The organism is Streptomyces durmitorensis (assembly GCF_023498005.1).
Lineage (GTDB): Bacteria > Actinomycetota > Actinomycetes > Streptomycetales > Streptomycetaceae > Streptomyces > Streptomyces durmitorensis.
Map to the genome: position 1 here is coordinate 4,473,500 of NZ_CP097289.1, position 18,496 is coordinate 4,491,995.

Genomic DNA, 18,496 nt, shown 5'->3' on the forward strand with positions numbered 1-18,496 from the left:
GCCGCGCGATCTTCACGAAGACCGCGCGGCCCGTTCGCGTATCTGTGCGCATACTGTTCGTACTGGAGGTGCGCAGGGTTCGTATGTGGGAGCGAGGCAGTAGAAGTGGCTGACCAGGAGGCCGAAGACCGAAAGCCACAGTCGGATGAGGCTCGGAGTGCGTTCACTCAGCCCACCGGCGTGATGCCGCAGCCACCGGCACCCGAGGACGAGTCGCAGACGACCTCGGAGTTCGCGATCCCGACGGGTCTGCCGAACCTCGCGTCGGCGTCGACGACGCAGGAGACCGAGAAGTCGGCGTTCACCACGCCGCACACCTACAGCTCGCGCACCGCGCCTCCCGCCTTCACGCCCCCGCACGGCATACCCCTGGTGAAGCTCACCAAGGAGACGCCCTGGCAGGACCAGATGCGCACGATGCTGCGCATGCCGGTCGCCGAGCGGCCCACTCCGGAGGCCTCGCAGAAGCACGAGGACGAGGCAGGGCCCGCCGTGCCGCGCGTGCTCGACCTGACGCTGCGTATCGGCGAGCTGCTGCTCGCCGGCGGCGAGGGCGCCGAGGACGTGGAGGCGGCGATGTTCGCCGTCTGCCGCAGCTACGGCCTCGACCGCTGCGAGCCGACCGTGACGTTCACGCTGCTCTCGATCTCGCACCAGCCGTCCCTGGTGGACGACCCGGTCACGGCATCGAGGACCGTGCGCCGCCGTGGCACCGACTACACCCGTCTCGCGGCCGTCTTCCATCTGGTGGACGACATCAGCGACACGGACATCGACGTCTCTCTGGAGGAGGCCTACCGCCGCCTCGCGGGGATCCGCCGTAACCGCCACCCCTACCCCGGCTGGGCACTCACCGCGGCCAGCGGGCTGCTCGCGGGCTCGGCCTCCGTGCTCGTCGGCGGTGGCGCCCTGGTCTTCCTGGTCGCCGCCTTCGGCGCGATGCTCGGCGACCGTCTCGCCTGGCTGTGCGCGGGCCGCGGGCTTCCGGAGTTCTACCAGTTCGTGGGGGCCGCGATGCCGCCCGCCGCGATGGGCGTCACGCTGAGCGTCCTGCACTCCCAGGAGGTCAACGCGTCCGCGGTGATCACGGGTGGTCTCTTCGCGCTGATCCCGGGAAGAGCCCTGGTGGCGGGCGTTCAGGACGGCCTGACCGGCTACTACATCACCGCGGCCGCCCGCCTCCTGGAGGTCTGCTATCTCGTCGTGGGCATCGTCGTCGGCGTCCTGCTCGTGCTGTCGCTCGGCGTGATGCTGGACGCGACGAGCCTGAAGGCGGAGACGGCGTTCGTGGCGGTCGACTCGCGCCCGGTGATCCAGATCCTGGCGTCGATGGCGCTGAGTCTCGCCTTCGCGATACTGCTCCAGCAGGAACGTCACACCGTGCTGATCGTGACCCTCAACGGCGGTATCGCCTGGGTCATGTTCGGGGCCCTCGCCCAGACGTCGATCGATCTCTCGCCGGTGGCGGCGACGGCCATCGCGGCCGGGCTCGTGGGCCTGTTCGGGCAGCTCTTCTCGCGCTACCGCTTCGCCTCTTCGCTGCCGTACGTCACCGCGGCCATCGGCCCGCTGCTGCCCGGCAGCGCGACGTACTTCGGTCTGCTGGCCCTCGCCCAGAACGACATGAACACGGGCATCAACTCGCTCACCAAGGCGGCGGCGACGGCCCTGGCCATCGCGATCGGCGTGAACCTGGGCAGCGAGGTCTCCCGCATGATCCTCAAGATCCCGGGCGCGACCACGGCGGCCAACCGCCGCGCGGCCAAGCGGACGCGCGGCTTCTGACGCCGTACAGGATCGTTCGGCGCCTTACAGATTCGTTCGGCGCCGTACGGGCTCGCTACCGCTTGGCGTGCCGGCCGCGCGGTGCCGGGGCCGGCCCGGGGGCGTCGCCCTCGGCCGCGGCCGTCTTCTTGGACTTGCTGCGCGCCCGCAGGAACTCGATGACGATCGGCACCACCGAGATCAGGACGATCAGGATGAGGATCGCCTCGATGTTCTTGTGCACGAAGTCGATGTTGCCCAGCCATGCGCCGAGCAGCGTCACGCCCGCACCCCACAGGATGCCGCCGATGATGTTGAACGTGATGAACGAGCGGTACCGCATGCCGCTGACGCCCGCGATGATCGGCGTGAACGTGCGCACGATGGGCACGAAGCGGGCCAGGACCAGGGACTTCGGGCCGTACTTCTCGAAGAAGTCGTGCGCCTTGACCACGTTCTCCTGCTTGAACAGCTTGGAGTCCGGGCGGTTGAAGAGCGAGGGGCCGACCTTCTTGCCGAAGAGATAGCCCGCCTGGTCGCCGAGGATCGCGGCGATGCAGATGAGGACGACACAGAGCCAGAGCGGGAAGTCCAGCTGCTTCGTCGTGATCAGCAGACCCGTCGTGAACAGCAGCGAGTCACCCGGCAGGAAGAAGCCGATGAGCAGGCCGGACTCGGCGAAGACGATCGCGAGCAGACCCCAGACCCCGAACGTGTTCAGGAGGTAATCCGGGTCCAGCCAGCTTGGTCCGAGCGCAAGCGTCGTCACGGTTCCGGGCTCCTGAGGGTGAGAGGGCGATGCGGCGGGGACGGCCGCCCAAAGCTATCAACGCGAGGTGACGTGCCCAGGTTCCACTGCCCTTCCCAGGGTGCACTGTGCGTGATCTGAGACAAAGCTGTGTGCCATGGGTATCGAAGATTTCGGCGGTGGCACCGACCCGCACTCCGACGTACTGGTCGTGACGACGAACGACGTACCGGGGTACCGCGTACAACAGGTTATCGGTGAGGTCTTCGGCCTCACCGTGCTTCCCCAAGCTCTCGGCTGCGCTCGAGCAGGGGAGGCCCCAATCGCCACCTGGGCAGCCAGATCGGCGCGGGCCTCAAGTCCATGATCGGCGGCGAGCTGAAGGGCCTCACGAAGACGCTGGTGGAAACCCGGAACCAGGCCATGGAGCGCCTCATCGAGCAGGCTCGCGCGCGGGGCGCCAACGCGGTCCTGATGATGCGCTTCGACGTCACCGAGGCCGCGGACGTGGGCACGGAGGTGTGCGCGTACGGGACAGCGGTGGTGATCGTCCAGGAGAGCTGACGTAAGGGGCTTCCGCCACGGCGGAAGCCCCTTACGCGGTCACTGCTGCCGTGCGGCGTTGGCCCGGATCGCGTCCCTCAGGTGCTCGGCGAGACCCGGCCGCATGGAGTCGTAGAACTCCTTGAACCGCTCGTCGGACACGTACATCTCGGCGAGGCCCTGGTGGATCTCGAAGGTGCACTCGTAGAACCACTTGGTGATGTGCTGCCGGTGTTCCTCGGCCATGGCCACGGCCCGCTCGCCCGTCGCCGCCTCGCCGGCCGCCATGAGGGCGTCGTAGCGCTCTCCCCAGTCGGCGACCTCGGCCTGCATGCGTTTCCAGTCGTCCTTGGTGTAGCGGGCGGCCCGCCGCTGCGACTCGGCATAGGCGTCCGTGCCGCCCCAGCGCTCCTGCGCCTCCTGCGCGTGCTCCTCGGGATCCTTGTCCCCGAAGACCTCGAACTTCTCCTCGGGTGTGAGGTTGATGCCCATCTTCCGTGCCTCCATCGCGGTCTCGACGGCGGCGGCCATCTCCTGGAGCCTGGTGATCCGGGCGGTCAGCAGCTCGTGCTGGCGGCGCAGGTGCGCGCGCGGGTCCGTGTCCGGGTCGTCCAGGAGTGCCGCCACCTGGTCGAGGGGGAAGCCGAGCTCCCGGTAGAACAGGACCTGCTGCAGCCGGTCCAGGTCGGCGTCGCCGTAGCGCCGGTGGCCCGCGTGGCTGCGCTCGCTGGGCACGAGCAGGCCGATCTCGTCGTAGTGGTGCAGCGTGCGCACCGTCACTCCGGCGAAACCGGCGACCTGTCCCACGGAGTAGCTCATGGCTGGCTCCCGCCTCTCTCTCGGTACGCGTTTCAGCCTGAATCCTCACGCCACGTGAGGTGCAAGTGCAGAGCCCGGCCGCCGCCCATATCCTCGCCAGCAGGGACATGAAAGCCCCGTACGGGGACAGAGAACCTCAGCCCCGAGGAGACCGCTCATGCCGCTCCATCACAGCGAGGACCCGAAGGGCGACCCCAAGAAGCGCGCCCTCTCGGTGAACCCCTTCTACGGAGAGGCCAACCCGGTCAGCGGCATGACCGAGGCACCGCCCAAGCACCGCCTCCCCGACGGGCCGCTGCCGCCCACGACGGCGTACCAATTGGTGCACGACGAGCTGATGCTGGACGGCAACTCACGCCTCAACCTCGCCACCTTCGTCACGACGTGGATGGAGCCGCAGGCCGGCGTCCTCATGGCCGAGTGCACGGACAAGAACATGATCGACAAGGACGAGTACCCGCACACCGCCGAGCTGGAGCGGCGCTGCGTGGCCATGCTCGCCGACCTGTGGCGGGCGCCGGATCCCTCGGGCGCCGTCGGCTGCTCGACGACCGGGTCCAGCGAGGCGTGCATGCTCGCCGGGATGGCGCTCAAGCGCCGCTGGGCCAAGAAGAACAGCGACCGCTACCCCTCCCCCACCGCACGCCCCAACCTCGTCATGGGCGTCAACGTCCAGGTCTGCTGGGACAAGTTCTGCAACTTCTGGGAGGTCGAGGCGCGCCAGGTCCCCATGGAGGGCGACCGGTACCACCTCGACCCGGTGGCCGCCGCCGAGCTCTGCGACGAGAACACGATCGGCGTCGTGGCGGTGCTCGGCTCCACCTTCGACGGGTCGTACGAGCCGGTGGCCGAGCTCTGCGCGGCCCTCGACGACCTCCAGGAGCGCACCGGGCTCGACATCCCCGTGCACGTCGACGGCGCGTCCGGCGCGATGGTGGCGCCCTTCATCGACGAGGACCTGGAGTGGGACTTCCGCCTCCCGAGGGTGGCGTCGATCAACACGTCGGGCCACAAGTACGGCCTGGTCTATCCGGGCGTCGGCTGGGCGCTGTGGCGGGACGCGGACTCGCTGCCGGAGGAGCTGGTGTTCCGGGTGAACTACCTCGGCGGTGACATGCCGACCTTCGCGCTGAACTTCTCCCGGCCGGGTGCGCAGGTCGTCGCGCAGTACTACACGTTCCTGCGCCTGGGCCGCGAGGGCTACCGCGCCGTCCAGCAGGCCGCCAGGGACGTCGCCCGCGGCCTCGCGGACCGCGTCGAGGCGCTCGGCGACTTCCGGCTGATCACCCGCGGCGACCAGCTGCCGGTGTTCGCCTTCACGACGCGGGACGACGTGAAGGCGTACGACGTCTTCGACGTGTCCCGGCGGCTTCGCGAGCGCGGCTGGCTGGTCCCCGCGTACACCTTCCCGGCCCACCGCGAGGATCTGGCGGTGCTCCGCGTGGTCTGCCGCAACGGCTTCACGGCCGACCTCGCGGAGCTCTTCCTGGCCGATCTGAGCAGCCTGGTGCCCGAACTGCGGGAGCAGCCACACCCCTTCACGCGGGACAGGGACGCGGCCACCGGGTTCCACCACTAGGCCCGCACGGCGTCATTACTTACTGAGCGCCCCGAACCTGCGCACCGCGAGCGGCATGAACACCCCCACGAGCACCAGGGGCCACACCACGGCCATCAGCCCCGCGTGCTCGGCGGCCCACGAAGTGCCCACCACCCCGGGGTCGTTGCCGAACAGGTCGCGCACCGCCGTGGCCGTCGCCGACATCGGGTTCCACTCCACGGTCGCGCCGAGCCAGCCGGGCATGTTCTGCGGGACCGTGAAGGCGTTGGAGAGGAAGCCGACCGGCCAGACCAGGATCTGCACAGCCATGACCAGCTCCGGCCTGCCCGCGACCATCGCCAGGTGGATGCCGATCCACAGCATCGCGAACCGCAGCAGGAGCAACAGCCCGACGGCCCCGAGCACCGCGCCGAACGAGCCGTGCCACCGCCAGCCGATCACGAGGCCGACGCCGATCATGACGATCAGCGAGACGAGCGACTGCAGCATGTCCGCGACCGAACGCCCCACCAGGACCGCCCCGTTGGTCATCGGCATGGCACGGAAACGGTCGATCACCCCCTTGTTCAGGTCCTGCGTGACGGCGACCATCGTCGCGTCCAGGCCGAAGGTCATGGTGAGCGCGAACATGCCGGGCACGAGGAACTCGGCGTAGGTGCCCGCGATGCCCTTCCCGCCGCCGATCAGGAAGTTGAACATCAGCAGGAACATCACCGGGAAGACCAGGCCGACGAGCACCTGCACCGGCTGCCTTGCCCAGTGGGCGAGTTCGCGCCGCGTCATGGTCCAGGAGTCGATCGCCGCCCACCTGACGGGCGCGCCGCTCGCCGCCGGAGTGCGGCTGATCGTCGTCGTGCTCACACGGCCTCCTTCGTACGTTCCTGGTGATCGGCACGGCCTGTCCGGTCCTCCGCGGGGCCCGTCAGGCGCAGGAAGACCTCGTCGAGCGTCGGCCTGCGCACCGCGATGTCCTCCGCCTCGACCCCGGCCTCCCGCAGGGCCTGCACGACCCCGGTGAGCGCCGCCATCCGGTCCACCACCGGCGCGCTGGCAAGGCGCCGGTCCGCGTCAAGGGTGGCGTCGCCGGGCAGCAGCCGTGCGGCGAGCTCCAGTTGGGCCGCGTCCCGCACCACCACGTCGATCCGGTCGCCGCCCGTCCTGGTCTTCAGCTCGTCCGCCGTGCCGTCCGCGATGACCCGGCCCCGGTCGATCACCGAGATGCGGTGGGCGAGCTGGTCCGCCTCTTCGAGGTACTGCGTGGTCAGCAGCACCGTCGTACCGCCGTCGACCAGCGAGCGCACCGCGTCCCAGACCTCCGTGCGGCCCCGCGGGTCCAGGCCCGTGGTCGGCTCGTCCAGGAACAACACCTCGGGCTCCGTGATGAGCGAGGCCGCGAGGTCCAGGCGGCGCCGCATGCCGCCGCTGTACTGCTTGACCGCCTTGCGGCCCGTGTCCCCGAGCCCGAAGCGCTCCAGGAGCTCGTCGGCCCGCACGCCCGCGCGCCGGGCGCCCAGGTGGTAGAGCCGCCCGAACATGTCCAGGTTCTGCCGGCCGCTCAACTCCTCGTCCAGGGCCGCGTGCTGGCCGAGCAGGCCGATGCGCCTGCGCACCTCGTCCGGCTGCCTGCGCACGTCGTACCCGGCGACCTCCACCCGGCCCTCGTCCGCCCGCAGCAGCGTGGCGAGCACCCGCACCGCCGTGGTCTTGCCCGCGCCGTTCGGGCCGAGCACGCCGTGCACCGTGCCGCGCCCGACCGCCAGGTCCAGGCCGTCAAGGGCCCGCTTCTCCCCGTACCGCTTCCGTGCGCCCTCGACGACGATCGCGTCCGTCATCCGTCTCCCTCCGAGTCCGCGCCACCCCGTAGTCAAACTTGACTACGGACTCAACGCGAAGGAAGGTATCCCCGAATCTGCAATTAGTCAAACTTGATCAGCGGCCACCCCCGGCACCGCTCAGCGATCGTCCTCCGCGTGCGTCTCCCCGGACGCGAACGGGTTCTCCTCGCCCTCACCGAGGATGCCCACGAACGGCTCACCCTCCCCCGCGAACGTGTACGCACCGCCCTCGATCCGCTTGATCAGGCCGCGCGTCCACTCCACGCCGCCGTCGGCCGTGTGGACCCAGAGGTTCATGATCTCGCCGATGTGCCCGAGCTGCTCCGGGCCGTCCTCGGGGGTGTAGTACTCCGTGACGGATCTGCGCCAGTCCTCGATGCCCCGCACCCGCTGCCTGAGCAGATCGACCGCCTCGTCGCGGGGCAGGTCGACGATGAAGCCGAGGGCCGCCGAGAGCATGTCGGGGCGCTGGTCGTACGAGACGAGGTTGGACCGGAGCAGGTTCAGGAACTCCTCGGTGCCCGCCTCCGTGATCTCGTACTCCGTGCGGGGCGGGCCGCCCGCCGTCGACGGGGCGATCTCGTGCGCGAGCAGCAGGCCCTGCTTGGCCATCTGCTTCAGGGCGTGGTAGATCGAGCCGGGCTTGGCGTTGGACCACTCATGGGCGCCCCAGTACTCCAGGTCGTTGCGCACCTGATAGCCGTGGGCCCGCCCGTGCTGACGGACGGCGCCGAGGACCAGCAGTCGGATCGCCGACATCGGGCCACCTCCTTCTCGCTTCTAATCAACTTTGATTAGAGTAGCGGCATGGCCGAGACAATGATCCCCTTGTTCCCCTGCCGCGAGCTCGGCGAGTCCAAGGAGGACCACGCGGCCGCCGCCGGGCGGAGATGGCCGCGCACCTCACCGAGGAGCCTTAGCCCCAGCTCTCGCCGCGCTCCTGGGCCACCAGCTCGAAGGCCGTCCTGCCGTCGAGCGTCTCGCGGATGATGTCGGCGTGGCCCGAGTGCCGGGACATCTCGGTGATCAGGCGGAGCAGCACCCACCGCATCGACACGTCCTCCTTCGGGAACCACGGCTCGTCGGGGAGCGCGAAGGTCGCGTCGAGCGTGGGCAGGGAGCGGATGAACTCCTCGGTGCGCTCGGCGACTTGACCCCAGTACGCGAGCACCGACTCGACCGTCTCGCCCTCGATCAGGCAAAAGCACTCGTCCCAGTTCGCCTCGGTGCGCTCGATCGCGGGGGCGACGCCCTTCGCCCGCGAGATCCAGCCCTCCTCGACCTCCGCGACATGCTTGAGCAGCCCGGAGAGCGAGAGCTCGCTGGCGCTCGGCCTGGTGGCCGCCTGCTCGTCGGTCAGGCCGAGCAGGGCCCGCCGGATGCCGCCGCGCTCGGCGTCGAGGAAGGCGAGCAGCGCGCCGCGCTCGTCACCGGGGGCCTCTGCGTTGACGTGGGTGACCATGGGGTCCGCCTCTCCGAGCCTGTGGAGCCTGCCGGGCTTTCCGACACCACTGACGTTACGGACCCTTGCGGTCAGGTTCTGTCCGCAAGGGTCCGTGAGTTCATGACGTACGGGATGGAGCCTCAGAAGGGCTCAGAGGGGCCCAGAGGGGTCCAGAGGGGTCCAGGAGGGCTCAGAACGGGAAGCGGGAGCGTCCGTGCTGCACCGAGATCCACTGCTGCGTGGTGAACGCGTCCACCGTCGACTCGCCGTTGAGGCGCCCAACGCCCGAGTGCTTCTCGCCGCCGAAGGGCACGATCGGCTCGTCGTGCACGGTGCCGTCGTTCACGTGGAACATGCCGCTGTTGATCCGCTGCGCGAACCGCACGCCGCGCTCGACGTCGGCCGTGTGGACGGCGCCGCTGAGCCCGTAGGGGGTGTCGTTGGCGATCCGTACGGCCTCTTCCTCGCCGTCGAAGGGCACGAGGAGCGCCACCGGGCCGAAGACCTCCTGCCGCAGGACCGGGGCGTCGGCCGCCAGGTCCGTGAGGACGGTGGGCGCCACCAGGTTGCCGTCCGTGCTGCCGTGCAGGAGCGCCTTGGCGCCCGCCGCCACCGCCTGGTCGACGGTCTTCGTCACCGCGTCCGCCTGCGAGGAGTTGATCAGCGGGCCGATGTGGGTCGACGGGTCCGCCGGGTCGCCGACCTTCAGGGACGCGACCTTGGCGACGAACCTCTCGGTGAACTCCGCCTCCAGGGAGCGGTCCACGAGGATGCGGTTGGCGGCCATGCAGACCTGCCCCTGGTGCACGAAGCGGCTGAAGACCGCCGCGTCCACGGCGTAGTCGATGTCCGCGTCGTCCAGGACGACCAGGGCGCTGTTGCCGCCGAGCTCCAGGATCGAGCGCTTGAAGTTCGCGGCGCAGACCGTGCCGACGTGGCGGCCCACGCGGTCCGAGCCGGTGAAGGAGATGACGCTCGGGACCGGGTGCTCGATGAACGCGTCACCGATCTCGGCGATGTCGGTGATCACCACGTTCAGGACGCCGGCCGGAAGACCCGCCTCCTCGAAGAGCTTCGCGAGGAAGCTGCCGCCCATCACGGGCGTGTTCTGGTGCGGCTTGAGCACCACCGCGTTGCCCAGGGCGAGCGCCGGGGCGACCGTCTTGAGGGAGAGCAGGAGCGGGAAGTTGAAGGGGCTGATGACACCGACCACGCCGACCGGGACGCGGTAGAGGCGGTTCTCCTTGGTGTCGTCCGGCGACGGCAGGATGCGGCCCTCGGGCTGCAGCGCGACGTGGACGGCCTCGCGCAGGAACTCCTTGGTGAGGTGGATCTCGAAGGCGGCCTTGAGCCGGGTGCCGCCCAGTTCGGCCACGATCGCGTCGGATATCTCTTCCTCACGGTCCTCGACGATGCGCAGGGCACGCTCGAAGACGGCACGCCGGGCATAGGGGTTGGTCGCCCCCCACGCCTTCTGGGCGCGCTCGGCCGCTCGGTAGGCCTGGTCCACCTCGTCGGCCGTCGCCACGGTGATCGACGCGAGCTTCTCCCCGTTGTACGGATTGAAGTCGATGATGTCCCAGGAGCCGGAACCGGCCTTCCACTCACCGTCTATGTACTGGTGAGCCAGGTCAGTGAAGAAGGACGACATGAGACCCCTAGACGCAGACTGTGCAGTCAACTGATTTCACGTCATCCTACTGATGGGTCACGTGAGTTGGAGCAGACCACGGAGAAGGTCGCGACTATCGGCCGGATTGGGGCTGTCGCTCTGCAGCTCGCCGACCACCCGCTCGTACTGGCCGACTTCCTCCGGCTTGTCGAGGTACAGGGCTCCCGTCAGCTGCTCCACGTACACGACGTCCGAGAGGTCCGACTCCGGGAAGCGCAGCATGGTGAACGCTCCGCTCTCGCCCGAGTGCCCACCGAAACTGAACGGCATGACCTGAAGGGTGACATTCGGCCGTTCGGAAATGTCGATCAGGTGCTGGATCTGACCACGCATCACTTCCCGGTCTCCGTACGGGCGTCGGAGCGCGGCCTCGTCGAGCACGCAGTGGAAGCGGGGAGCGCGCTCGGAGATGAGCAGCTTCTGGCGTTCGAGGCGCAGGGCGACGCGGCGCTCGATGTCCGCCTTGCTCGCGCCCTTCATGCCGCGCGCGACGACCGCGTGGGCGTACGCCTCGGTCTGCAACAGGCCGTTGACGAACTGGACTTCGTACACGCGGATGAGCGATGCGGCGCCTTCGAGCCCCACGTACGTCTGGAACCAGCCCGGCAGGACATCCGAGTAACTGTGCCACCAGCCCGCGAGGTTGGCCTCTTTGGCGAGTGAGAGCAGTGCGACACGCTCGACCTCGTCGGTGACGCCGTACAGCGTCAACAGGTCCTCGACGTCCCTGGACTTGAAGCTCACCCGTCCCAACTCCATGCGGCTGATCTTCGATTCGGAGGCTCGGATCGAGTAGCCGGCCGCTTCACGGGTGATGCCGCGCGATTCCCTCAGGCGCCTCAGTTGCGAGCCAAGGAGCATGCGCCGTACGACCGAGCCGCTCGACTCCCCTGCGGTCACTTCGCTCAATCCTCCCCATCACTTGGAAGCCAGCAGTCTGCCATTAAACGCTTCAGGCCGTACTCGTTCGGTTACAGAAACGGAAAGCCTTCGGAAGTCCTCCACAAGAAGTCGTAGGAAGAAATGGGCAAGAAGTGGCACGGGAACGAGCAAGTCCGGCGCGTGCACGTGCATCTGCCCTTGCATCTGCTGTACGCATTCGGAACCATGGTCCGCGCGCCACCGCTGTATATGCATCGGGCCGAGCTGTACCGATGCGTTCGCAGCGTCGTTGTACCGACCGCACCACCGCTCCATCGCTATGTACCGCGAAACCGGGGAGTGCCTCGCATGGGGACGAATGGATCGACCATGCTCGAGCCGTTACGGCAGGGGCTTCCCCCACTCGACCCCTCAGCGGTCTCGAGCGCTGCGTCCTGCTCCCTGCCCGCCCGCTACGAAGCGGTGGGCAGCGCGCGGCAGTTCACCCGCAAGACGCTGTGTCAGTGGGAACTGGAAGAGCGCTTCGACGACACCGCCCTGGTCGTGTCCGAGTTGGTCACCAACGCCCTGAGACACGCGCTGCCGTCCGACACCCCGCGCGACCACGGGCCGCCCGTGCGGCTGCACTTGATGCGCTGGACCTCGCGCCTGGTGTGCGCGGTGCGCGACCCCAGTGACGACAGTCCGGTCGCGCGCGAGACCGACGACGACTTCTCGGCCGAGTCGGGCCGCGGCCTGTTCCTGGTGGACTCGTTCAGCGACAGCTGGGGCTGGCACCCGCTCGCGGGCGCGCTGCGCGGCAAGGTCGTGTGGGCGCTGTTCCAGCTGGCGTAGGGCTCAAGCAACCCAGTGGCGGGCCGACCGCCCGTCCCAGTAGCGGGGCCGACCACCTATATGAGGTGGTCGAAGTCCCCGTCCTTCATCCCGAGCAGCATCGCCTCGATCTCGGCGCGCGTGTAGACGAGCGCCGGGCCGTCGGGGAACCGCGAGTTGCGTACGGCGACGTCGCCGCCCGGCAGTTTCGCGAACTCCACGCACGCGCCCTGCGAGTTGCTGTGCCTGCTCTTCTGCCAGACCACCCCGTGAAGCTCCGTGGCAGCCATGCCGTTAAACACGTGGTGCACAGTCGCTCCCCGGTGGTGCAGTGCCTGATGTGGCTCTAGATGCAGTGGTCAACTGTCCCGGATCATAGCTGTGTTCACATGCCGATGCATGGGCAGATGCACGTGCACGCGGGGTGTTCCCTTGGTTACAGCTCTGTCAGCACCTTCCCAAGACCCCGCACGGCATGCGAATGCCGTGTACTAGACGGCCTGCGAACGCCGTGTACTAGGAACAGACGCGCGCCGCGCCCCAGGTGTTCCACGTTCCGTGTAATGGTCCGGCCCACGCCCGCACGACGAGAAACAGGACGTGCCCCGCGAGGTGATCGCGGGGCACGTCCTGCGGGCTTGCTGCGGGGTGCTCGGGTGGGTCGCGGCAAGGATCCGCCGCGCGGCGTCGGCCCAGCTCAGCGCGGGGATCCGTACGGCAGCAACGCCATCTCGCGGGCGTTCTTGATCGCGCGGGCCAGCAGCCGCTGCTGCTGTGCGGAGACCCGGGTGACCCGCCGGGAGCGGATCTTTCCCCGGTCCGAGATGAACTTGCGGAGCAGATCCGTGTCCTTGTAGTCGATGTACGTGATCTTCGCCTGGTCCAGGGGGTTGGGGCGGGGCTTCTGGACGTGGGCGGACGGCTTGCGGGGGGACATTCAGACCTCCAGGAGGGTGTCGAAGGCGGGTGGCAGGTGTTTCCAGGCGTCGCGCCCCGCGGCGTACTCCTCGTCGGTCAACAGGCAGGACTCCAGGACCTCTTCGAGACCCTCGCGGTCCAGGCCCGGCGACGTGAACACCAGGTGCTGGCAGCAGTCGCCGTGCTCCGGATGCCAGTCGAGAGCGGCCGCGGCACGACGCACCGGCGGCACCATCTCCCACGCGGCGTCCGGCAGCGAGGCCAGCCAGGGCCCCGCGCTCTCCACGCACAGCGCACCGCCCGCCGCGTCCCAGCCGAGCAGCGTGTCCGGGTGGTCGGCCAGCCAGAACCTGCCGCGGCTGCGGGCCGCCGCGCAGGTCAGGTCCTCCAGTGCCTGGTAGAGCCGCTCCGGGTGGAAGGGCCTGTCCCGGTGCCATACGAGGGTGGCGACCCCCCCCCTCGTCGGCGTCGGTCGGCAGCAGCGCGCAGGAGGGGTGCTGGGCCGCGGCCGCGGCCTCGACGTCGAATCCGGCGAGCGCGGCACCCGCCAGGTCCCCATGACCGCTGATCGGGACCTGGCGGGCGGTCGGGTGGAGCTGGGCGAGCAGCGCGCGGTCCTCGTCGTCGGCGTCGGCGGACTCCGCGACGGCGAGCACGGGGGCGTACTCGAGCTGGCGGGCCCAGGTGTCGGCGACCGTGCGCTGATCCGTGGCGGCCGCGGCGAGCCCGGCCTCCATGAGGTCGTCGCCGTTGCCGAGGTAGGGCAGGAGCAGGGCCGGGTCGACGGCCGTGATCACGCCGCTCAGCCGCAGCCCCTCGTGCGCGTGCGCCGTGATCACCTCGGCCATCGCCTTGGGCTCGACGGAGTCCCACAGCTCGACGACCGCGAGCCGTGTGAGGCCGGAGTCCGCGAGCCGTTCGAGCTCGGGCACCAGATCCTCGCGCAGGGCGCAGCACGCACAGTCGTTGACCAGCGACGCCTCACCGGTGGAGAGCACTCCGGTGGCGTCGCGCACCGTACGTACGACCGTGCCGTGCACGGCCGTCGCCAGGTCGTGGTGGAGCGCCACGCTCCCCGGGACAGCGGTGAGGAGCCGCTCGACGGCCTGCTTGCGGGCGTCGGAGTGCAGTCCGCCGACGATGGTGACGTCCATGGGCAGGGGGCGGGGGTGAGGGCGGGGGTCGGGGTCGGGGCCCGGGCCGGAACCCGGGCCGGGGTCGCGGTTCATCGCGCTCGTCGCGCGCTGTAGCGGCGCTCGAAGCGCTCGACGCGGCCCGCGGTGTCCAGGACCTTGGCCGTCCCCGTGTAGAAGGGGTGGCTCGCGGAGGAGACCTCGACGTCGATGACGGGATAGGTGCGCCCGTCCTCCCACTCGACCGTCTTCTCGCTGGTCGCGGTGGAGCCGGTGAGGAAGGCGAAGCCGGCGGACTTGTCGCGGAAGACGACGGGGCCGTACGGCGGGTGGATGTCCTTGCGCATGGCGGTCAGCGCTCCTCTCGGAAATCGACGTGACGCCCGACGACCGGGTCGTACTTGCGCAGCGTCATGCGGTCGGGGTCGTTACGGCGGTTCTTGCGGGTCACGTACGTGTAGCCGGTGCCGGCCGTGGACCGGAGCTTGATGATCGGGCGGAGTTCGTTGCGGGCCATGGCGCTAGTGTATGAAAATGAATCCCGTTTTCAAAACGGTTCCGCAGGGGTTCTCTTCCCCATGACCGAGAGGTGCGTCACCTTGTCCGCCCACTGCCAGCTGACCGGCGCCACGCCGGGCTTCGGCAACCAGATCTCCCACTCCCACCGGCGCACGTCACGCCGGTTCGACATCAACGTCCAGCGCAAGCGCTACTGGCTGCCGAGCGAGGGCCGCTACGTACGGCTGCGGCTCAGCGCCAAGGGCATCAAGACCGTCGACGCCATCGGCATCGAGGCCGCCGTCGCCAGGATCCGTGCACGTGGGGTGAGGGTCTGATGGCCAAGAAGAGCAAGATCGCGAAGAACGAGAAGCGGCGCGAGATCGTCGCGCGGTACGCCGTGCGGCGGGCCGAGCTGAAGGAGATCGTCCGCCGCCCCGGCACGGGTGACGCCGAACGGCGCGCCGCCCAGGAGGAGTTGGCGCGACAGCCGCGGGACGCGAGCGCGACGCGCGTACGCAACCGGGACAGCGTCGACGGCCGTCCGCGCGGTTACGTGGGGAAGTTCGGCCTCTCCAGGGTGAAACTGCGTGACCAAGCGCACGCCGGATTCCTGCCCGGGGTGCGCAAGTCGTCCTGGTAGCTTGGCGCGCGATTCACCGAGGTGATCGACTCACTGAGGTGACGCGGCTCACTGACCTGATTTGACCGTCATGTAGGGGGACTTCAGTGCGGATGCACGTCCGGAACGTACGTATCGGTGCCGCGGCGGCGGGTCTTGTCGCCGCCCTTGTCCTGACCGGTTGCAGCAGTGACGGCGGCGACGGTGAGGACACGGGCAAGGACAAGGACAAGGGATCGAGCGCGGGCTCGGACTCCGGCTCGGCGGGTTCCTCCGGCGGGTCCGATGCGCCGGACGAGGGCGGCGAGGACGGCAGCTCCGAGGGCAGCTGGGTCGCCACCGCCGACGGGAATCCGCTCGCGCTGGTCATCGCCGGGAAGCAGGCCACGCTGCTCGGTGAGAACGTCCTGTGCAGTGGGACCGCCGCCGGCGACGCGATCAAGCTCAAGTGCGCCAAGGGCGACTCGGCCCGGACCGAGGGCACGGTCGAGTCGGTCAACGGCACGTCGATGACGGTCTCTTGGCAGGGCGCGGGGCAGGACCAGTTCACGAGGACCAAGGGCGGGAAGCTGCCCGAGGGCCTGCCTACGGCGGGGATTCCTCAGTCCTGAGTCTCTGATCTGATCGGCGGCTGGCGGGCCGTGGGACCTTGTTCGGGGTTCTGCGGCCCGCTGTCTTTCTGGTCTTGCTGGTCTTTTTGGCCTTTTTGGCCTTGCTGGTCTTTTTGGTCTTCCTGGTCTGTTTGTGTGGCTGTTTCTGTGCCGTCCACCAGCATGGGCGGCGGCGCCGTGTCCAGGGCGTCCGACAGTTCCTCGAGGGTCGCGAGGAGGAGGCTCGCTCCTCTGCGTACGACCCGGTCGGGTACTCCCTCGCCGTCCCACTCGTCGAGGGCCTTGCGCACGGCCTCCCACTTCGGGACGCGGCGTTCGCGTACGGCCTTCGCGCCTGCCTCGGTCGACTTGCGCAGGGCCTGGGCGAGGCGGTCGGCCGCGGGGACGGGGGTCGCGTCGCGGTCCGGGAGGTGGGCCTCCATCAGCATCGCCACGCGGCCGAGTTGGGCGAGGGTCTCCTCGGCGTCGGCTGCCGCGGCGCGGGAGAGGCCGCGGTGGCGCACCGGTTCGTTCTTGGCACGGGCCGCGGCTTCCTGCCAGGCGATGCGGGCGTCGCGAGCGGCGAGGAGCGCCTCGCGGACGTCCGGGCAGTTGCTGCCCGTGGGGTCGGCGTAGCGGCTGACGACGGCTGCGGCGTAGCGGCCGTCCGCGGTCAGCCAGTCGGCGAGGCGGTTGCGCAGGCGCGGGGTCTCCCAGGCCGGATACACGGCGTACGCGATCATCGCGAGGACACCGCCGAGGAGCGTGAGGACGACGCGTTCCGGCACCGTCTGCGTCCACTGCTCGCCGCCCATGCCGAGCAGGAACACGACGTACGAGGCGACGCAGGCCTGGGCGGCGACCTGGCCCGTGCGCATGAGCAGATACATCATTCCGGCGCTGAGTACGGCGAGTGCCGCGGAGAGCTCGGTGTCGGGGTGCGCCAGTTGCACCAGGCCCGTGGCCAGGGCGACGCCGACGAGGGTGCCGCCGAAGCGGGCCACCGCGCGGGAGTAGGTCTGCGAGAAGTCCGGGCGCATCACCATCACGGAGGCCATGGGGGCCCAGTAGCCGTGTCCGAGGGGGAGCCAGGTGCCCAGGAGGTAGCCGGCGGCGGCCACCGCGGTGACGCGGATCGCGTGGCGGGTGATCGGGGATTCGTGGCGGCGGCGGAGTTCGGTCCTTATGGCGCGCAGGGCTGCGGGGAGCAGGGCGGGGAAGGTGGGGCGTAGGAGGGGGGTGGGCGTTGGGGGTGGGCTGGGCGTTGGGGTTGAGGTTGGGGATCCGTCGGGGGCGGGGGTGGGGGTGGGTGGGGGTGCCTTGTCCGGGGGTCTGCCTGCTGTTTCGACCACGTCGCGGAGCAGGGCCGCCAGGCGCTTCGCCGCTCTTTGGGCCGGGCCCGTGAGGATGGCTCCGGTGTCCGGGGTCCGGAGAGTGGCCACGGCCGCGGGCGGGATCTTGACCGGCTCGCCCTGGCGGATCGCCCTGGCCGCCGCGTCCAGGATGGCGCCCGCAGCGGCCAGGATCTCGCGTACGCGGTCGCGTTCGGGGCCCTCTTCGGGGACGCCGACCGCCGGGTCGGCCAGGGATGCGAGTACCGGGCGGATGCGTTCCGCGAGGCCGCGGGCGCCGTGGAGTTCGGCGGGGCGGGTGCGGGCCTGGCGCGGGGTGACGGTCGCCGCGTCGCGGGCCGCCATCAGGGGTTCGGGGTCGAAGTCGGCATGGGGGTCGTGGCGGAGGCGGCGGGCGTAGTCGGCCTCGGCCGCCAGGGCGTCGGCGAGGGCGTCTCGGTGGGCGCCCCATCTGCGTACGGGGAACAGGACGACGAGCGCGGCCTGGACCGCGCCGCCCACCACCATCATCGCGGCGTGGCCGGCCGCGGCGGCGAGGGAGCCGGGGAGGGTGACCGTGACCAGCATGATCGCGACGTTGGAGGAGGCGATGATGCCGATGGTCGGGCCCGCGGCCCAGCTCAGGCCCGAGAGGAAGGTCCAGAGGGAGAGGAGGGCGAGGAAGAGGAGGGTGTGGGAGCCGGTGAGGTAGCCGAGGAAGGTGGAGATGGCGAGGCTCGTGCCGGAGGCCAGGGCCAGTTCCGGGCGGGGGCGCCAGCTGCGCTGGAAGGTGGCGATGGCTGCCTGGAAGGCACCGAAGGCGGAGCTTGCGGCTACGGCTGGGCCGAAGAGGGTGAGGCTGACGCCGATGATGATCGCTAGGCCGGCGGCGCCACGGAGGGCGATGAGGGGTTCGAGGCGCTTCCGCTCGACGGTCAACCCCGAGCGGGTGGTCTCCTTCAGCGCCCGAAGCCAGGTCACTCTGTGATGATACGGGGCATATCGGTCTTGTCTGTCCGTGGCGAGGGTGCCGTTTGCGGGGCGGGGTCGCCGGTGGGGGCGGGGCGGGGTCGCCGGTGGGGACGGGGCGGGGTCGCCGGTGGGGACGGGGCCGCGCCGGTATGTCCGTACTCGCTATCGTCCGGTGACCGAGTTGCTGCTCCGGCGAGGGAGTCCGGCGAACCGTGCTCCGTGCGGACATACCGGCACGTCCCCTCAGGAGCGCTGCCGTCTGCGAGCAATCGTTCGCGCAGGGGCGGATGCGGGGCAATCGGGCGGGTGGGCGGGAAAGGCTCGTTCGTCCAGGGGTGGATGCGGGGTGCC

General features: G+C 69.8%; 19 protein-coding genes and 2 pseudogenes. 7 read left to right on the forward strand and 14 right to left on the reverse strand.

Annotated features, from left to right (window positions below; translation table 11 throughout):
• Positions 1 to 105: 105 nt before the first annotated feature.
• Positions 106 to 1,785, forward strand: coding sequence for a threonine/serine exporter family protein (locus M4V62_RS20045; RefSeq protein ID WP_425575124.1), 1,680 nt, complete (start codon positions 106 to 108; stop codon positions 1,783 to 1,785).
• Between the two features lie 55 nt (positions 1,786 to 1,840).
• On the opposite strand, the gene M4V62_RS20050 is transcribed toward M4V62_RS20045, so the two are convergent.
• A complete protein-coding gene (locus tag M4V62_RS20050) occupies positions 1,841 to 2,533 on the reverse strand; it encodes a DedA family protein (protein WP_249588625.1) in 693 nt (230 codons plus the stop codon).
• 136 nt (positions 2,534 to 2,669) lie between these two features.
• On the opposite strand from M4V62_RS20050, the pseudogene M4V62_RS20055 reads away from it, so the two are divergent.
• Positions 2,670 to 3,076 (forward strand): annotated as a pseudogene (locus M4V62_RS20055) (YbjQ family protein).
• A 39-nt stretch (positions 3,077 to 3,115) separates the two neighbouring features.
• Here M4V62_RS20055 and M4V62_RS20060 read toward each other — a convergent pair.
• Positions 3,116 to 3,874: a MerR family transcriptional regulator gene (locus M4V62_RS20060; protein ID WP_249588626.1), complete on the reverse strand. Its 759-nt coding sequence runs from the start codon at positions 3,872 to 3,874 to the stop codon at positions 3,116 to 3,118.
• Positions 3,875 to 4,031: 157 nt separating this feature from the next.
• On the opposite strand from M4V62_RS20060, the gene gad reads away from it, so the two are divergent.
• Entirely contained in the window at positions 4,032 to 5,453 is a 1,422-nt protein-coding gene (gene gad / locus M4V62_RS20065) for a glutamate decarboxylase (RefSeq protein ID WP_249588627.1), read from the forward strand.
• 15 nt (positions 5,454 to 5,468) lie between these two features.
• Here the strand turns inward: gad and M4V62_RS20070 are convergent, their stop codons facing one another.
• The 6 genes from M4V62_RS20070 to M4V62_RS20095 form a co-directional block, all read right to left on the reverse strand.
• A complete protein-coding gene (locus M4V62_RS20070) occupies positions 5,469 to 6,218 on the reverse strand; it encodes an ABC transporter permease (RefSeq protein ID WP_249592910.1) in 750 nt (249 codons plus the stop codon).
• Positions 6,219 to 6,292: 74 nt separating this feature from the next.
• Positions 6,293 to 7,267 carry an ATP-binding cassette domain-containing protein gene (locus M4V62_RS20075; protein WP_249588628.1) on the reverse strand — a complete coding sequence of 325 codons (975 nt, stop codon included), beginning with the start codon at positions 7,265 to 7,267 and terminating at the stop codon, positions 6,293 to 6,295.
• A 120-nt stretch (positions 7,268 to 7,387) separates the two neighbouring features.
• Positions 7,388 to 8,029 carry a PadR family transcriptional regulator gene (locus tag M4V62_RS20080; protein ID WP_249588629.1) on the reverse strand — a complete coding sequence of 214 codons (642 nt, stop codon included), beginning with the start codon at positions 8,027 to 8,029 and terminating at the stop codon, positions 7,388 to 7,390.
• A 157-nt stretch (positions 8,030 to 8,186) separates the two neighbouring features.
• A complete protein-coding gene (locus tag M4V62_RS20085) occupies positions 8,187 to 8,732 on the reverse strand; it encodes a DinB family protein (protein ID WP_249588630.1) in 546 nt (181 codons plus the stop codon).
• Between the two features lie 172 nt (positions 8,733 to 8,904).
• Complete coding sequence (locus M4V62_RS20090; protein ID WP_249588631.1) at positions 8,905 to 10,365, reverse strand: aldehyde dehydrogenase family protein; 1,461 nt, start codon at positions 10,363 to 10,365, stop codon at positions 8,905 to 8,907.
• 57 nt (positions 10,366 to 10,422) lie between these two features.
• Positions 10,423 to 11,286 (reverse strand): helix-turn-helix domain-containing protein, encoded by an 864-nt coding sequence (locus M4V62_RS20095; RefSeq protein ID WP_249588632.1) that lies wholly within the window; start codon positions 11,284 to 11,286, stop codon positions 10,423 to 10,425.
• Between the two features lie 330 nt (positions 11,287 to 11,616).
• Here M4V62_RS20095 and M4V62_RS20100 point away from each other — a divergent pair, with 330 nt between their 5' ends.
• Positions 11,617 to 12,102: an ATP-binding protein gene (locus M4V62_RS20100; RefSeq protein ID WP_249588633.1), complete on the forward strand. Its 486-nt coding sequence runs from the start codon at positions 11,617 to 11,619 to the stop codon at positions 12,100 to 12,102.
• A gap of 56 nt (positions 12,103 to 12,158) precedes the next feature.
• On the opposite strand, the gene M4V62_RS20105 is transcribed toward M4V62_RS20100, so the two are convergent.
• The 5 genes and pseudogenes from M4V62_RS20105 to rpmG form a co-directional block, all read right to left on the reverse strand.
• Positions 12,159 to 12,392 carry a DUF397 domain-containing protein gene (locus tag M4V62_RS20105; RefSeq protein ID WP_249588634.1) on the reverse strand — a complete coding sequence of 78 codons (234 nt, stop codon included), beginning with the start codon at positions 12,390 to 12,392 and terminating at the stop codon, positions 12,159 to 12,161.
• Positions 12,393 to 12,778: 386 nt separating this feature from the next.
• Positions 12,779 to 13,018 carry a 30S ribosomal protein S18 gene (gene rpsR, locus M4V62_RS20110; protein ID WP_249588635.1) on the reverse strand — a complete coding sequence of 80 codons (240 nt, stop codon included), beginning with the start codon at positions 13,016 to 13,018 and terminating at the stop codon, positions 12,779 to 12,781.
• Positions 13,019 to 14,153, reverse strand: a pseudogene (locus M4V62_RS20115) (CobW family GTP-binding protein).
• Between the two features lie 71 nt (positions 14,154 to 14,224).
• Positions 14,225 to 14,479 (reverse strand): type B 50S ribosomal protein L31, encoded by a 255-nt coding sequence (locus M4V62_RS20120; RefSeq protein ID WP_249588636.1) that lies wholly within the window; start codon positions 14,477 to 14,479, stop codon positions 14,225 to 14,227.
• Positions 14,480 to 14,484: 5 nt separating this feature from the next.
• Positions 14,485 to 14,649, reverse strand: coding sequence for a 50S ribosomal protein L33 (gene rpmG, locus M4V62_RS20125; RefSeq protein WP_009719228.1), 165 nt, complete (start codon positions 14,647 to 14,649; stop codon positions 14,485 to 14,487).
• 82 nt (positions 14,650 to 14,731) lie between these two features.
• Here rpmG and rpmB point away from each other — a divergent pair, with 82 nt between their 5' ends.
• The 3 genes from rpmB to M4V62_RS20140 all read left to right on the forward strand — a co-directional run bounded on the left by rpmB (position 14,732) and on the right by M4V62_RS20140 (position 15,863).
• Entirely contained in the window at positions 14,732 to 14,968 is a 237-nt protein-coding gene (rpmB, locus tag M4V62_RS20130) for a 50S ribosomal protein L28 (protein ID WP_249592911.1), read from the forward strand.
• The gene (gene rpsN, locus M4V62_RS20135; protein ID WP_249588637.1) at positions 14,968 to 15,273 is read left to right on the forward strand and encodes a 30S ribosomal protein S14; all 306 of its coding nucleotides are present in this window, start codon (positions 14,968 to 14,970) and stop codon (positions 15,271 to 15,273) included. The genes rpmB and rpsN overlap by 1 nt, the downstream gene beginning before the upstream one ends.
• A 92-nt stretch (positions 15,274 to 15,365) precedes the next feature.
• The gene (locus tag M4V62_RS20140; protein ID WP_249588638.1) at positions 15,366 to 15,863 is read left to right on the forward strand and encodes a hypothetical protein; all 498 of its coding nucleotides are present in this window, start codon (positions 15,366 to 15,368) and stop codon (positions 15,861 to 15,863) included.
• Here the strand turns inward: M4V62_RS20140 and M4V62_RS20145 are convergent.
• Complete coding sequence (locus tag M4V62_RS20145; RefSeq protein WP_249588639.1) at positions 15,854 to 18,154, reverse strand: FUSC family protein; 2,301 nt, start codon at positions 18,152 to 18,154, stop codon at positions 15,854 to 15,856. The two genes, M4V62_RS20140 and M4V62_RS20145, sit on opposite strands and share 10 nt — an antisense overlap.
• Between the last annotated feature and the right edge of the window lie 342 nt (positions 18,155 to 18,496).

Coding starts and splice junctions, on each gene's coding strand:
- M4V62_RS20060 (WP_249588626.1), bottom strand. CDS start 3,874: ATGAGCTACTCCGTGGGACAGGTCGCCGGTTTCGCCGGAGTGACGGTG.
- gad (WP_249588627.1), top strand. CDS start 4,032: ATGCCGCTCCATCACAGCGAGGACCCGAAGGGCGACCCCAAGAAGCGC.
- M4V62_RS20070 (WP_249592910.1), bottom strand. CDS start 6,218: ATGACGCGGCGCGAACTCGCCCACTGGGCAAGGCAGCCGGTGCAGGTG.
- M4V62_RS20075 (WP_249588628.1), bottom strand. CDS start 7,267: ATGACGGACGCGATCGTCGTCGAGGGCGCACGGAAGCGGTACGGGGAG.
- M4V62_RS20080 (WP_249588629.1), bottom strand. CDS start 8,029: ATGTCGGCGATCCGACTGCTGGTCCTCGGCGCCGTCCGTCAGCACGGG.
- M4V62_RS20085 (WP_249588630.1), bottom strand. CDS start 8,732: ATGGTCACCCACGTCAACGCAGAGGCCCCCGGTGACGAGCGCGGCGCG.
- M4V62_RS20090 (WP_249588631.1), bottom strand. CDS start 10,365: ATGTCGTCCTTCTTCACTGACCTGGCTCACCAGTACATAGACGGTGAG.
- M4V62_RS20100 (WP_249588633.1), top strand. CDS start 11,617: ATGGGGACGAATGGATCGACCATGCTCGAGCCGTTACGGCAGGGGCTT.
- rpsR (WP_249588635.1), bottom strand. CDS start 13,018: ATGTCCCCCCGCAAGCCGTCCGCCCACGTCCAGAAGCCCCGCCCCAAC.
- M4V62_RS20120 (WP_249588636.1), bottom strand. CDS start 14,479: ATGCGCAAGGACATCCACCCGCCGTACGGCCCCGTCGTCTTCCGCGAC.
- rpmG (WP_009719228.1), bottom strand. CDS start 14,649: ATGGCCCGCAACGAACTCCGCCCGATCATCAAGCTCCGGTCCACGGCC.
- rpsN (WP_249588637.1), top strand. CDS start 14,968: ATGGCCAAGAAGAGCAAGATCGCGAAGAACGAGAAGCGGCGCGAGATC.
- M4V62_RS20140 (WP_249588638.1), top strand. CDS start 15,366: ATGCACGTCCGGAACGTACGTATCGGTGCCGCGGCGGCGGGTCTTGTC.